The following is a 15,220-nucleotide window of genomic DNA, read 5'->3' as shown; positions in this document are numbered from 1 at the left end:
ATAATGTGAGGGCTATAAATTCTTAGAATTTTAAAGCTACAGCTAATGTGAAATCATCGTTGATGGCTTTGTCACCAATTGCGCTGAAGATACTAGCTGAGTTGTACTCAATTTTGTATTTAGTTCTATCAACTACTACGTTAGCATTTGCAGTGTTTGCAGTTGTAGTCAAGTCAAAAGTTACTGGTTTAGTAATTCCTTTGATAGTCAAATCAGCTGTTACTGCGTAAACGTTTGCAGATTTTGGAGTTACTTTTTTGAAAACTAAAGTTGAAGTTGCAAATTTGTCAGTTCCAAAAAAGTCATCAGCTTTTAAGTGTCCTTCTAATTTTTCTTTTCCTTGACCTGCTTTTAAGTCAGTTACAGTCATTGAGTTCATGTCAACAATAAAGTTTCCACCAACTAATTTTTTACTTTTAAAAACAAGGTTACCACTTTTAAGGTTGATTGTACCTTCATGAGCACCTGTTACTTTTTTTCCAACCCATTTAATAGAGCTTTGAGTAGCATCTACTTTTTTAGTTTGCGCGTTTCCTGTTACTGTAGCTAATGCTACAACTACTGCTAATGCAATTGATTTTAGATTTTTCATTTGTTTTTTTGTTTAATGTGGATTAATAATTATAGTGTAATAAATAATTCTTCAGTTGATTTACGCACTTTTTTGCCAAATTGAGTTGCGTCATCTTCGTGTCTGTAACCTACAGTTGCAAGTAAAGTTGCGTTCAATCCTAAAGCGTTCAGTCCTAAAATGTCGTTTACATCAGCAGGAATAAATCCTTCCATTGGAGTAACGTCAATTTTTAGCTCCGCTGCGGCATTCAATAAATTACCCATTGCTAAGTAAGTCTGTTTTGCTGCCCAAGTGTTACGCACTTCTTCAGGAAGTGTAGTCAAGTTATTTTTCATTAAGTCATTGTATGGCTGCAAATTTTCAACAGGAATACCTCTTGTTTGACTCATGTTTGCAATAAAAGCATCAATTCCTTCAGCTCCAAAATTCACTTCATTAGCAAAAACCAATAGGTGAGAAGCATCAACAATTTGTGTTTGTCCCCATGCAGATGGCTGAATTTTAGCTCTTAATTCAGGATTTTCAACAATAATAATTTTGTAAGGCTGTAAGCCGTAAGAAGATGCAGAAAGTCTAATTGCTTCTTTCAATATGTTTAAATCTTCTGTACTTACTTTTTTAGAGGCATCAAATTTCTTTGTTGCATATCTCCAATTTTGATTGTCTACGAATGTATTCATTTTGCTATTGGTGTTTATTGATTTCTATATTTTTCTAATAATTGATTTAATGTTTCAATTTCTGGGTCAGTTAGTTTTTTTGAAAAAGACTGTTCGTGGGCCAAAACTTTTTCGTCTAATGCTGCTAGGATATCGAGTCCTTTTTGAGTGATTAAAACTTCAATTTTTCTGCGGTTGTCTGAACAAACTTTTCGGGTCACAAAATTTTTAAGTAATAATTTATCAACTAACCGAGTGGTGTTACTTGTTTTGGCTAACATACGCTCTTGAATGACGCACATATTGGCTGGATTTCCTTTTTGCCCTCTTAAAATTCGCAAAACATTGTACTGTTCATTTGATATTTCAAAAGGTTTTAAAATTTCATTAAAATGCTCTGCAAGTACATTTTGGGTGTACATGATATTAAGGATAATTTTTTTTGAATTATCCATCGGTACAGTAGATTTTAATATTTCTTCAATTTTCATATTTGTATATATGTCATTTGTGGGTACAAATGTAGTCTTTATTTAATGTTGTATATACAAATGTCGATTAAATTTTTGTTAATTTTTTGAGATCGAAATAGAGGTTGAATTTTAGTGTTTTTTACGATCCATAACTTTTGTCCGAATTTTAGGATCTTCAATAATTGTAAGGGTATGATTAGTTGTTTCTTGCACGATTATAATTTGAAAAAGTAAACTTGATTTAAGTTTTAAAAATTTATACATTTAGCTTTTTCTTTAATATTTTCACAATATGCAATCAAAAGAACCATCCTACGATGATCTAATTCGGCAAATCAAAGCTCAAGAGCAACAAATAAGTAGGTTGGAGCAAGCAAATGCTGAGCTCAAGAAAATTGAAAATGTGCTACATCAGTCAAAAGATTTAGTGTGTATCCTGTCATTTGATGGTTTTTTTAAGCAAATTAATCCTGCTTTCACTCTTAAATTTGGATTTTCCGAAGAAGAGTTTCTTAGTCGACCATTTTTATCTTTTATACATGCTGATGATCATAATGAAACTTTAAAAGCATTTGCGTTAGTAGGCAGTGGTACTTCTGTCACTACTTTAAAAAATAGATTTGTAGCGAGTGATGGCCGAGTATTCGGTTTTGAATGGGTGTTGACATTGTCATCACAAAATGACTGTATTCAGGCCATTGGTGTGGAATTTACTGAGTTCGAAAGTATACAAAAACAATTACTCGATAGCGAAGCATCTTTAACTCATATTCAAAAAATCGCAAAAATAGGCAGTTGGGAACTCGATTTTACAACAAAAAAAATGCAATGGTCGCAACAACTATTTGCTATTTTGGAAGTTCAAGAGGCAGCTCAGTTGGATTTGTATAATGAATTCCTATTGGTCCAAACCAAGGAATCGGCTGAACTTTTTTTAAGTAAATTAATTACCTGTATACAAGATATAGAAGAAGTAATATTTGAACAATGTGTGACTTTATCAACCGGAAAAAATAAGTATTTAAATGCCATAGTTTTCCCTATTGTAGATGAAGATGGATCTGTGCGCCGTTTAAAAGGAACAATTCAAGACCTTACGGATAAGAAAAAATTCAAAAAAGAAATAAAAGAACCTGAGGTTTCGGCACTTGACTACGAATTGAAATTACTAGCGGAAGAAAGTAACTCAAACTTTAAAACTTATATCGAAAATGCACCCGATGGTGTTTTTGTAGTAGGTGAAAAAGGTCATTATTTAGAGGTCAATCAAGCAGCATGCACATTATCAGGATATTCGAGAGAAGAACTTTTAAAAATGAAGTTTGGTGATTTATCTATTGAAGAAGAGGTTCAAGAGTACATCAAGGAATTTCAAAAATTGGTAGAAAATGGGGTGGGTAAAAAAGAAATATTTATCAAAACAAAATCTGGGCAAGTTAGATGCTGGGCTGCCGAAGCGGTAAAGTTGTCCGAAAATAAATTTTTAGGTTTTGTAAAAGACATTACAGAACAAAAAAACATTCAAGAGCAACTTGTTCGCAATGAAAGACGATTTAGGGCTTTTATTCAAAATAATCAAGATAGCATCACTTTATTAGACGAAAACTATCGAATATTGTTTAAAAGTGAGTCTTCAAAAAAAATAACAGGTTGGATTAACGATGATTTTACAGATTTATGTGGCCTAGATTTTATACATCAGGACCATTTGCTTTATGTAAAAGAAAAAATGGCTTTAGCTATCGAAAATCCTGGTTTATCATTTCCGGTACAATTTCAAGTCAAACATAGTGATGGGTACTACATTTGGATGGAGGGATACGTTAATAACCTTTTGCACGATGAAGATGTGCGTGGTATTATTACCAATATGCGAGACGTTACGCAGGCAAAAGCAGCTCAAAAACAATTGGAACTTGAACGAGATAAATTTTTAAAAATTGCTGAAGCCTCGCCAGGAATGATATATTCATTGCGACAAAATTTAGATGGAAGCTATAGTTACACCTATGCTAGTAACGCAATCCACGATATTTTTGGATTTAAATTTGAAGAAATAGAAAACAATCAACAACAAATTTATGCTGCCGTACACCCGGATGATCTTGCTCCTTTATTAGCTAGCGTGACCAATACTAAAAATAATTTGGTACCCCTGCAAATAGAATACCGCTATTTTCATCCTACAAAGGGCTTAATGTGGCATCACATAAATTCGTTACCTATTCTGGAGCCTGAAGGAACGGTAATTTGTCATGGTATTATCACTGATGTTACTTCTAGAGTGATTTCTGAACAAAAGATCATTAAAGCCAATCGCTTATACTCTTTCATTAGTCATATGAACCAAATGATTGTTCGTACAACTAATCAAGAAAACTTATTCAATGAGGCCTGTACAATTGCTGTAGAGCAAGGCAAGTTCAGAATGGCTTGGATTGGTTTGTATGATGAGCAAAAGCAGTTGTTAAAACCTGCTCGTATGGCTGGTGACCATCAAGACTATTTTGATAATATTGTAATGCCTTCAACAAATGCAGACATGCCTGCGGGGCAAGGTCCTGCTGCTCGGGCATTTCTTGAAAACCGATATATTGTTTGTAATGATATTGAGGCAGATGCAATGATGTTGCCTTGGAAGAAAGAAGCCTTAAAACGCAATTATAACTCTGTGATAGCATTGCCTATTCAGAAATTTAAGGAAGTCATTGGTGTCATTATGTTTTATGCGGGTGAAAAGAACTTTTTTGATGCAGAAGAAATAAAATTATTGCAAGAGGCAACCAACGATATTGCTTTTGCACTTGAAATTCTTCAAAACGAATCACAAAGAAAAGAAACATCTGAGGCAATAATAGAAAGTGAGCAGCGCTACCACACTTTAACAGAAGTGTCTCCTGTTGGAATTTTTAGAACCGATATTACAGGTTGTACGACTTATGTAAATCCGTATTGGAGTAGAATTTCAGGTTTTTCATATGATGATGCTATTGGTTATGGTTGGCTCGATGCAGTACATCCTGACGATAAGGAGTATTTGGCAAAAAGATGGCAAGAAGATTCAAAAACACAACAAAAATCAACTACAGAATATCGTTTTTTAAAGCCCGATGGAACTATTGTTTGGGTAATGGGGCAAGCAATTCCAGAACGCAATATTAAAAATGAAGTAGTAGGGTACGTTGGTACAATTACAGATATTACGGAACGTAAGAAATCGGAAGTTGCAATTTTAAAGGAGCAGCAGCTTTCGGAAGTAATTATCAATAATCTACCTGGAATTTTCTACTTGTGTAACGAGGAAGGAAAATTTGTAAAATGGAATAAAAACTTTGAAGCGCTCACTGGTTACACTACGGAAGAAGTGGGGCAATTAAATGCACTTGATTTGTTTTATGATGATGAAAAAGCAAAAATTAAGGAACGAATTGAACAAGCACTTGGACCTAACTTTGAAGAAGGTGATAAATTGCCTGGGATTGAGGTTGTTTTTCAGACAAAAAATAAGATTATGGTTCCGTTTTTTATTAACTCGAACCCAATTCAATATAACGGTGAACGATGTTTGTTGGGAATGGGACTTGACTTATCCGAAATTAAAAAAGCCGAAGAGGAACTAAAGACTGCAAATTTGCGATTTGAAACTATTGCACAGGCTACCAATGATGCTGTTTTTGAAGTAGATTTAGTTACTGGTCAAAGTTGGAATAATCAAACATTTATTGATTTACTAGGTTTTGGAAGTTTAGAGCCTGATGGAATAAATAATGCAGATTTATGGCGTTCTAAAGTGCATCCTGATGATCGCGAACGGGTTACAAAAAAGTTAGATGATACTTACGCTGGCGCAGAACGTAACTGGTCAGATGAGTTTCGTTTTCTTAAAGCTGATGGAACTTACGGCATATTTTACGACCGTGGTGTTGTCACCCGGGACCAGAATGGAAAGGCTATTCGGTTAAACGGAGCATTAACTGAAATAACAGAGTTAAAAAATATCAAAGAAAAACTCAGTAACAGTGAAGAACAATACCGCAGTTTAATTGAGCAAGCATCTGATGCGATTTTTATTAATAATGTTGCTGGTAATCTATTAGAAGTAAACGAAAGTGCTTGCAAGATGTTAGGCTATTCTAAGGAAGAATTGTGCTCTAAAAACGTAAGTGATTTATTTCAAAATGAAGAACTAGAACGAATTCCGTTAATGTTTAAAGAACTTGCAAATGGTCAACAAACGCTACTAGAACGCAGTATGCAGCACAAAGACGGTTCTTTAGTTGTTGTCGAAATTACTGCTAAGATGATTGCTGATGGAAGGATTGTGGCTATTGTTAGAAACATTAGCGAACGGAAAAAAATTGACAATGAGTTTCTGAAAATGCATAAAAAAATGGAAGCTATTCTTGGCGCCATTCCTGATATGCTTTTCGAATTAGACGAAGACGGAAAAATTTACAATTACCATTCACGTACTAATGAATTGTTGATTGTAACTCCCGATTACTTTCTTGGAAAGTTGTTTTCAGAGATATTACCAGCTGATGCATCCAATTTGATTTTATCAGCAATAAAGGAGGCTAGTGAATTTGGATATTCAACGGGACGTCAATATTCTCTGGACTTACCTGAGAAAGGCTTGCATTGGTTTGAATTGTCGGTTGCACCAATGTCCGATAGTGCAAGCGATCAGAAACACTTTATTTGTTTGAGTCGTGATATTACACAATCAAAGCAGTCCGATCTTATGCTTTTTAAAAGTGAAGAACGTTATCGTGGACTGATAAGCAATTTAGATGCAGGAATCATTGTTCACGCTCCTGATACTTCAATTATTGTATGGAATCAAAAGGCAGCTGAATTATTAGCGTACGATGTAGAATCCTTAAAGGGAATGACGGCCAATAGTCCAATTTGGAAGTTTTACGATGAAAACAACGATAAAATGACGCTGGAATGGTATCCGGTTAATCAAATTATTACCTCTAAAAAACCACTTAAAAACTTTAAAATTGGTTTAGAATTGCCTGATTCGAGCACTATAACTTGGTTGTTGGTCAATGGTTTTCCTGATTTTGATATGAACGGCAATTTGGTTGAGGTAATTATAAGTTTTATTGATATAACTGAACAAAAAACACTTGAAATGGAATTGCTGAAAGCTAAAGAGCAAGCCGAAGCAGCCAACAAAGCAAAAACGGATTTCTTGGCCAATATGAGCCACGAAATACGAACGCCTCTAAACGGAATTATAGGTTTTACATACCTATTAATGAAGTCTAATTTAAAGAAGAATCAGGCGGAATACATGACGACGGTAAATGAGTCAGCAGCAACACTTATGGATATTGTTAATGACGTTTTGGATTTTTCTAAAATTGAATCTGGAAAATTAGAACTGAACATTGAAGAGGTTAATCTTGTAAAGTTAACCACTCAGGTAATTAATTTATTCAAAATTCAGGCCAGCAAAAAGAACATCCAATTAACATTAAATATAGATAAACTGTTGCCACAATACATTATGGCTGATTCCGTTCGATTGAAACAAATTTTAGTCAATCTCTTGAGCAACGCTATTAAGTTTACTCATTTTGGCGAAATTCGTTTAGATATAAATAAAATAGAATCTTCGGGGCAAAAGTGGTCAACTATAAAGTTTTCTGTAAAAGATACAGGTGTAGGAATCAAAACTGATAACAACAAAAAAATATTTAAATCCTTTGTACAAGAAGACAATTCGACTAACCGAAAATTTGGTGGTACGGGGCTAGGTTTGGCAATTTCAAACCAACTTTTGGCTTTGATGAACAGCAAGCTTCAATTGATAAGTACCTTAGGCGAAGGAAGTGATTTCTTTTTTGAAATTAAATTTAAAAACGCCAGAAATAAAAAAAATGAATTAATAGCTATTCAAAAATCTATTGAAGAGAGTATAACTGCTCCTCAATTTGAATTAAAAGATAAAAAGGTTCTTATTGTTGAGGATAATAAAATCAACATGATGTTGGCTAAAACATTAGTTAAACGACTTGTTGCTAATTGTATAGTATATGAAGCAAAAGATGGAAATGAAGCCATTGAAATGTCTCGAAATTACAAACCCGATATTATTTTGATGGACATGCAAATGCCAAACAAAAATGGATACGAAGCTACAGTCGAAATTAGAAAAATAAATGGGTACGAAGAGGTTCCCATAATTGCGATTACGGCAGGAATCATGGTTGGTGATAAGGAAAAATGTTTTGAAGCTGGAATTAATGATTATTTACCTAAACCAATTATACAATCAGATCTAGAGAAAATGTTACAATTGTGGTTAACTGAGAAATAATTAAAAAACGGGTAAAAACTGTTGGGTTGCAGTTCTTATCCGTTTTTTTATTTAGAAAGATTGGAAATTATAAATTGTGTTTGGCAGATCATAATAAATTTGATTGCAGTAGTACAGCCCTTACTTTCTTATTTGTAAATGAATGAATACCTCGGCGTTTGCTCTTGGCTGAATTGAATTTGTTGCTTTTTCAAGGCGAATTATATTAAAATCTTTTTCAAATAAGTTTTTATACTCGTTTATGCTTCCGCCAAAAGGAGGTCCTGAGTCAAAATCTCGGTCAAATAAAAGACCAAACAATTCTCCGTTCGGAGCAAGTAATTCTTTCATTTTTGAAACATACAAGGGCCTGTTTTGTGGAGGCAACGCACAAAAAAAAGTTTGCTCAAGGATATAATCGTAGTGGTCTTGATGTTCGAAAAAATCTCCTAAAAGTACTCTAATTTGCAGCTGATTTTTGAATTTTTCTTGTAAATTATTTACTAATGTAGGTGCAATATCAATTAATGTGATAGCAGTAAATCCTTGTTGAAGTAAATAAATAGCTTCATAACAATTCCCACAACCTGGAATTAGAATTTTTGCATTTTTATCAGCAATAGTGTCTATAAATTCCTGAATTGGCGGTGCAACTTGACCAATGTCCCATTGGGTGTTGTTCGTTTGATAGCGATTGTCCCAATAATTTTTGTTTAGTTTTTGATTCAAATTGATCTCTTTCGTATCACTCATTAAAACAAGCTTTATTTAATTTGATAGTGTGATTTCCAAATTACTTAAAATATGAAAATCACACTAACCAATGTTGAGGTTTATGACAATTTTACTGCAGCTGAACTAGTTTTGAAGTATTTTACTCTGACAAACAAAATCAGTTTTTGGCACCTCAGTTTTTGCAATAGCGTTAAATCCACCTTCAATTTCAGTAAAATTTCTAAATCCTCTTGCTTCTAAAATCGATGCTGCTATCATACTGCGGTATCCGCCGGCACAATGAATAAAAAAGTGTTGTTTTGGGTCAATATCTTCAATCCAATCATTAATTGCAGCAAGTGGTTTGCTGTAAGCATCTGTTACATGCTCCGCTGCATATTCTGTTGCTTTTCGAATATCAATTACTTTGCTTTCGCCAATAATTACTTGCTTTGCAAATGTTTCGGCAGTAATTCTATTGATGGTATCGGTTTCTTTTCCTGCAGTTACCCATGACTCAAAACCTCCTGCCAAATGGCCTACCAAATTGTCAAAACCTACACGACTCAATCGAGTTACAGTTTCTTCTTCTTGACCTACTTCACAAATAATTAAAATAGGTTGTTTAACATCGGCAATCATCGATCCTACCCACGGAGCAAAGTCACCATCAATACCAATATTAATCGATTGCGGAATAAATCCTTTGGCAAAATCACCATTTTTACGAGTATCCAATAGTAAAGCTCCAATTTCAGAAGCTGCAGTTTCAAACTCGTCGGCCGTAAGTGCTCTCATTCCCAGATTTAAAACATGTTCAAAGCTTTCGTAACCTTGTTTGTTCATAGCTACGTTCATACCAAAATAGGCCGGCGGTGGCAATAAACCATCTGTAACTTCTTGAATAAACTCCGCTTCAGTCATATTGGCTCGTAAAGCATAATTAGTAGCTTTTTGGTTTCCAATGGTCGATACTGTTTCTTTACTCATATTTTTGCCACAAGCGCTACCTGCACCGTGTGCCGGATAGACAATCACATCATCTGGCAAAGTCATGATTTTTGAACGTAACGATTGATATAATGTAGCTGCCAATTGTTCTTGTGTTAAATGCGCCGCTTTTTGAGCCAAATCCGGGCGACCAACATCGCCAATAAACAAAGTGTCACCAGAAAAAAGTGCGTGTTCTTTACCGTTTTCATCCAACAATAAATAGGAAGTACTCTCCATTGTGTGTCCTGGCGTATGCAAAACTTTGATGGTTACATTTCCAAGAGGGAATAATTGCCCGTCAGTAGCTGATATCGCCTCAAAAGCAGTCACTGCCTGTGGACCGTAAACAATAGGAGCTCCTGTTTGCTTACTTAAATCCAAATGACCCGATACAAAATCAGCATGGAAATGAGTTTCAAAAATATATTTTAATACTACGCCATCTCTTTGCAAACGATTTAAATACGGTTGCGTTTCGCGCAGTGGATCAATAATTGCTGCAACTCCATTTGAAGTAATATAATAGGCACCTTGTGCTAAACATCCAGTATATATTTGTTCAATTTTCATAATAGTATGTTTTATTTGAGTACAAATGTACTTTTGTTTTTTAGTAATAAAAGTGATAATTGTTACAGTTGTAGATTTTTTAGAAAAAAAGTTCTCTAGTAATAATGTACATGCCCATGATTAAAACAAACCAACCAAAAATAGGTTTGAGTTGTGCTCCATTAATTTTTTTTGAAATTTGAATTCCAATCAGCATTCCAACAAAAGCCATTGCGGCAATTACCACTAATAACTGATAATTAATAGCAGTCCCGATATACAAATCGCCCGCAAAACCGATGCTAGAGTTGATAAAAATAATCAGTAAGGAGGTTCCAACAGCTTGTTTCATTGGTAGGTTTGCAAAAAATAATAAGGCAGGAATAATCAAAAAACCGCCTCCTGCTCCCAAGAAACCGGTCACAATTCCTACAACAAAACCAATAAAGCCTAATTGTATGTAATTTGTTTTTAAACCTTCAGGAATAGGTTTGCTTTTTCGAATCATAGCAATTGCTGCAGCCATCATTAAGATCGAAAAAACAATCATGATTAAATCGTTTTTAGAAACTTGATAAGTTGCTATAGTAAAAAGGGTAGTTGCAATTTGCGGAAAAATAACTTCTCGAATAATCAAGATCGAAAATACCGATGGTATGGCAAAGTACAAAGCCGACTTGAGTTGTAAGTTACCCATTTTGTAATGGCTAATACAGCCTAATAAGGATGTAACCCCTACGATAAATAAGGAGTATGTAGTGGCTAACTCAGGGTCAATTTTAAATAAGTACACTAAGATTGGTATCGTTAATATTGATCCGCCACCACCAATTAAACCCAACGAGAGCCCGATAATTATTGATGCTAAATAGCCAAAATATTCCATAATAAGTTACAAATGAGAAGGAAACAATGAATGTTATTTTTTAGAAAGCAGTTCGATGTTATTGCGATGCAACTTCAACAAACCTCTTTGTTCCATTTTTTTTAAAAGTCTTGAGATAACTTCTCTTGACGTATTTAAATCGGATGCAATTTCTTGATGAGACAATTTTAGTTCATTGCAACCACAAGAGTCTGCATGACGCTGCAAGTAGAATTCCAAACGCTCATCCATGGCTCTAAACGCAATGCTATCAATTACTTCTAAGACTTCTTCAAATCTGTTTCTATAGGTTTCGATTACAAATTCATACCAAGAGCGGTGCTGCATCATCCATTTGTCCATAACCGATAGCGGGATGGTGATTAGCTCGACTTCATCAACCACTTTGGCCATTATTTGGCTTTTTTCATTTTTGGTAGCGCAAATCATTGATAACGCGCAGGCTTGACCTGGATGCAAGTAATACATAAAGAATTCGCCTCCATCTTGGTCTTCACGATAAATTTTGACAGTGCCGCTTACAACCAAAACTGTATTTTTAATATACTGACCAGTTCGCATTAAAATGCTACCCGCCTCTTGCGTTTGGTAGGAAGCTTCTTGATCGATGGCAGCGAGTAGATCAGGCGAGAATTGTGGAAAAATTGTTTTTAAAGGAACAATCATCTATAATTTATTTTAATTTCTGATGCAGGTAAAAGTACTTCATAAAATAGAAAATAGCAGGTGATTTAGATATATTTTTTAAGCTAACTACTTTATTTTTAAGTAATTAATTTTGTATGGCCTATCGATGAAATAGGGTGTTTTGCTAATTTTAAAACCGATTTCGGCTATAGTATTGATTGTAATGTGGTTGCGAAATCGTTTTCTGCTATTTATTATCTAATTAACAAAAGCCACGATAACTGTTACTTAAAAACGTCGTATTTTTACAAAAAAAAACATCATTATGAATTTAACACAAGAAGATTGGTTAGCTCAGTTTGAAGCTGAAGAAAATGCAGTAATACTTGACGTAAGAACTGCTGATGAGTTTAACGAAGGTTTTATCGCAAACGCTATTAATATTGATATTCACAAAGGTCAAGGCTTTATTGACGCTGTTGAAGAATTAGATAAAGACAAAAAATACTATGTGTATTGTCGTTCAGGAATGCGTAGTGCAAAAGCCTGCGAAATCATGAACCAATTAGGTTTTGAAAATGCATACAATTTACTTGGAGGAATCTTAGATTGGGAAGGTGAAGTAGTAGAACCGTAAACCACTACAATAGCTAATTAACTAACCACAAAACACCAACTAAATGAATACAATTCCCGAAGAATTTCAGATTAAAGCCTTATTGAATCAAGATACCTATTTAATCAACGGCGAATTAAAAAAGTGGGAGGGAGAAACCACACCTGTTTTTTCTACTATTTCTTCTACCGATGCTTATGGACCCACTTTACTCGGTTCTATTCCTTTTATGGGCGAGGCAGAAGCTAACGAAGCAGTGCAAGCTGCAAGTGAAGCGTACAACAACGGACAAGGACTTTGGCCAACGATGAAAGTTGCTGACCGAATTAAATGCATGGAACGATTTGTTGAACAAATGAAAACCACTCGAACCGAAGTTGTAAAACTATTGATGTGGGAAATTGGTAAATCATTGGGCGATTCTGAAAAAGAATTCGATCGTACAGTTGAATATATTTATGATACGATTACAAGTTTAAAAGAACTCAATACTCGTAGCGCCTTTTTCTCGAAAGTACAAGGAATCAACGCCATGGTACGCCGTGGTCCTCTTGGGGTAGTATTGTGTCTCGGTCCGTACAATTATCCTTTGAATGAGACATTTTCGTTATTGATTCCCGCATTAATCATGGGGAATCCAGTAATATTTAAACCTGCCAAACATGGTGTGTTATTAATTTCTCCACTTTTAGAGGCTTTTCGAAACAGTTTTCCAAAAGGAGCTATCAACATTGTTTATGGTCGAGGCCGAGAAGTAGCATCTCCTATAATGAAATCCGGTAAAGTTGATATCTTAGCTTTGATCGGAAATAGTAAATCAGCGATTGCCTTACAAGATCAACATCCAAATAAAAACAGATTGCGACTTATTTTAGGACTTGAAGCCAAAAACCCAGCAATTGTTTTACCAGATGCTGACTTGGATTTGGCCATTCAAGAGTGTATTGCAGGCTCACTATCATTCAACGGACAACGTTGCACTGCACTCAAAATAATTTACGTACACGATTCGATTGCAGCAGAATTTAACAAACGCTTTGCAGCAAAAGTAGATGCGCTTGCGTTTGGAAACCCTTGGGAAAAAGGAGTGTTTTTGACACCACTTCCTGAAAAAGATAAACCAGCTTATATTCAAGAGTTAATTGATGATGCGGTAGCAAATGGTGCTTCAATAATTAATGAAAAAGGAGGTCAAACAACTCCAAATGCGATATTTCCAGCGGTTCTTTTTCCTGTAAATAAAGCAATGCGAGTGTATCATGAGGAACAATTTGGTCCTGTGGTTCCCATAATGACTTTTAGTGAAATTCAAGAACCACTTAATGACATGGCCGAATCAAACTACGGTCAGCAAGTAAGTTTATTTGGTAAGGATATTACAACGATAGCACCATTGATTGATGCATTGGTAAATTTAGTTTGTCGTGTAAACTTAAATAGCTCATGCCAAAGAGGTCCAGATGTGTTTCCGTTTACCGGACGCAAAGATTCGGCAGTAGGAACCTTGAGTATTCATGATGCTTTGCGTTCGTTTTCGATACGAACTTTTGTAGCATCAAAAGACAATGCTTACAATAACGAGATTCTTCAAGAATTACTCAATAGTAAAGAATCCAACTTCATCAACACGGATTATATATTGTAAATTAAGTTTGTAGAATTAAAAAAAAACATCTGAAAAGAAACCAAGCATTACTTGCATTTCCTTTCAGATGTTTTTGTTTTATGCAGTTATGTTGTAAGGAATCTGAGCTAAAATTTCTTTTCTTTTTATTTTTCCGCTTTCTGTTTCTAGAAATTGTGTAACAAAGAAATAGTCTTTTGGTTTTTCGTAAGCACTTAAAGTTTCAAAAACACCAAGTGGAATTTCTCTTGCTTCACCTTCAATGACAAGAATTAATTTTTCTCCCAAAGTAGTGTCAGGTATTCCTGCTACGAAAAAGCGTTCTTTTATTTTTGAGGCGAGCTTTGTTTCAATTTGTTCGGGAATCAATTTAATTCCTCCGCTGTTGATGATGTTATCTGCTCGACCTAATAAAATGAATTCTTTTTCATTTATAATTTCAACCAAATCATTAGTTATCAAAACTTCTGACGATACTAGCGGAGCGTCAATCACCAAACAACCTCTTTGATCTTGACTAATAGTAACATTTGGTAAAACCGAGAAAGAGGTAGCGCCCACACGCTTAGCAGCAATATGCGAAACCGTTTCGGTCATTCCGTAAGTTTCAAAAATTTGCGTAGGCAATTTGGCAACCAAATTTTCTAATTCCTGATTCATTTTGGAGCCCCCCACAATTAGTTTTTTTACTTTTCCCAAACTATCTATTGAATTTTGTACCTGTAATGGTACCATAGCTACAAAATGATAGGTTGTGGTGTTTTTAGCAAGAGGAGTACTGTTTGGTGCCACAAGATCAAGGTCAAGCCCCAAAATAAAACCGCGTACCAGCATCATTTTTCCAGCTATATATTGTGTTGGAAGGCAATGCAAGGCTTTATTTCCCGGACTTAAATCAAAATAAGCTCCCGTAGCTAAGGCAGATTGAACCATGGCTGATTTTTGAACTTGTATTAATTTGGGAGTACCTGTTGTTCCAGAAGTACTGACTTCTAAATAGGGTTTCGCATCAAACCAATCTAAAATAAAAGAGCCAATAGCTTGTTCATAGGGATCCCCTTCTTTAATAAAGCTGTAGGCTACTCGACATAAATCGTCTCGATCCAGATGAAATCCATTTAATTTAAAAAGAGGATGTACTTTTTGATAGGCTGCGATCATAGCTTAAGATGGTTTAGGTTCTTTACCAAAG

Annotated in this window: 11 protein-coding genes; 3 read left to right on the top strand and 8 right to left on the bottom strand. The window is 34.9% G+C overall.

Annotated elements, in window-relative coordinates; all coding sequences use genetic code 11:
• Positions 1–22 precede the first annotated feature (22 nt).
• From ACXX8U_RS07695 to ACXX8U_RS07685, 3 genes are read right to left on the bottom strand one after another with little or no spacing between them, the layout of a single operon-like run.
• Complete coding sequence (locus ACXX8U_RS07695; protein ID WP_458565346.1) at positions 23–592, bottom strand: YceI family protein; 570 nt, start codon at positions 590–592, stop codon at positions 23–25.
• A gap of 29 nt (positions 593–621) precedes the next feature.
• Entirely contained in the window at positions 622–1,254 is a 633-nt protein-coding gene (locus ACXX8U_RS07690) for an NAD(P)H-dependent oxidoreductase (RefSeq protein ID WP_458565345.1), read from the bottom strand.
• 14 nt (positions 1,255–1,268) lie between these two features.
• A complete protein-coding gene (locus ACXX8U_RS07685; RefSeq protein ID WP_458565344.1) occupies positions 1,269–1,724 on the bottom strand; it encodes a MarR family winged helix-turn-helix transcriptional regulator in 456 nt (151 codons plus the stop codon).
• 274 nt (positions 1,725–1,998) lie between these two features.
• On the opposite strand from ACXX8U_RS07685, the gene ACXX8U_RS07680 reads away from it, so the two are divergent.
• Entirely contained in the window at positions 1,999–8,040 is a 6,042-nt protein-coding gene (locus ACXX8U_RS07680; protein ID WP_458565343.1) for a PAS domain S-box protein, read from the top strand.
• A gap of 120 nt (positions 8,041–8,160) precedes the next feature.
• Here the strand turns inward: ACXX8U_RS07680 and ACXX8U_RS07675 are convergent, their stop codons facing one another.
• The 4 genes from ACXX8U_RS07675 to ACXX8U_RS07660 form a co-directional block, all read right to left on the bottom strand.
• Positions 8,161–8,772, bottom strand: coding sequence for a methyltransferase domain-containing protein (locus tag ACXX8U_RS07675; protein ID WP_458565342.1), 612 nt, complete (start codon positions 8,770–8,772; stop codon positions 8,161–8,163).
• Between the two features lie 105 nt (positions 8,773–8,877).
• Complete coding sequence (locus ACXX8U_RS07670) at positions 8,878–10,296, bottom strand: MBL fold metallo-hydrolase (protein WP_458565341.1); 1,419 nt, start codon at positions 10,294–10,296, stop codon at positions 8,878–8,880.
• A 79-nt stretch (positions 10,297–10,375) separates the two neighbouring features.
• Positions 10,376–11,161, bottom strand: a complete 786-nt coding sequence (locus ACXX8U_RS07665) for a sulfite exporter TauE/SafE family protein (RefSeq protein WP_458565340.1) — start codon at positions 11,159–11,161, stop codon at positions 10,376–10,378.
• Positions 11,162–11,194: 33 nt separating this feature from the next.
• Complete coding sequence (locus tag ACXX8U_RS07660; protein ID WP_458565339.1) at positions 11,195–11,827, bottom strand: Crp/Fnr family transcriptional regulator; 633 nt, start codon at positions 11,825–11,827, stop codon at positions 11,195–11,197.
• A gap of 286 nt (positions 11,828–12,113) precedes the next feature.
• Between ACXX8U_RS07660 and ACXX8U_RS07655 the strand changes: the two genes are divergently transcribed.
• Positions 12,114–12,425 (top strand): rhodanese-like domain-containing protein, encoded by a 312-nt coding sequence (locus ACXX8U_RS07655; RefSeq protein WP_458565338.1) that lies wholly within the window; start codon positions 12,114–12,116, stop codon positions 12,423–12,425.
• Positions 12,426–12,468: 43 nt separating this feature from the next.
• Positions 12,469–14,049: an NADP-dependent glyceraldehyde-3-phosphate dehydrogenase gene (locus ACXX8U_RS07650; RefSeq protein WP_458565337.1), complete on the top strand. Its 1,581-nt coding sequence runs from the start codon at positions 12,469–12,471 to the stop codon at positions 14,047–14,049.
• A gap of 78 nt (positions 14,050–14,127) precedes the next feature.
• Here ACXX8U_RS07650 and ACXX8U_RS07645 read toward each other — a convergent pair whose 3' ends face one another.
• Complete coding sequence (locus ACXX8U_RS07645) at positions 14,128–15,189, bottom strand: AMP-binding protein (RefSeq protein WP_458565336.1); 1,062 nt, start codon at positions 15,187–15,189, stop codon at positions 14,128–14,130.
• Between the last annotated feature and the right edge of the window lie 31 nt (positions 15,190–15,220).

This window comes from Flavobacterium sp. GNP001, assembly GCF_054343775.1.
Note: the sequence above shows the minus strand (reverse complement) of the source record. Positions and strands in the feature narration are given on the sequence as shown.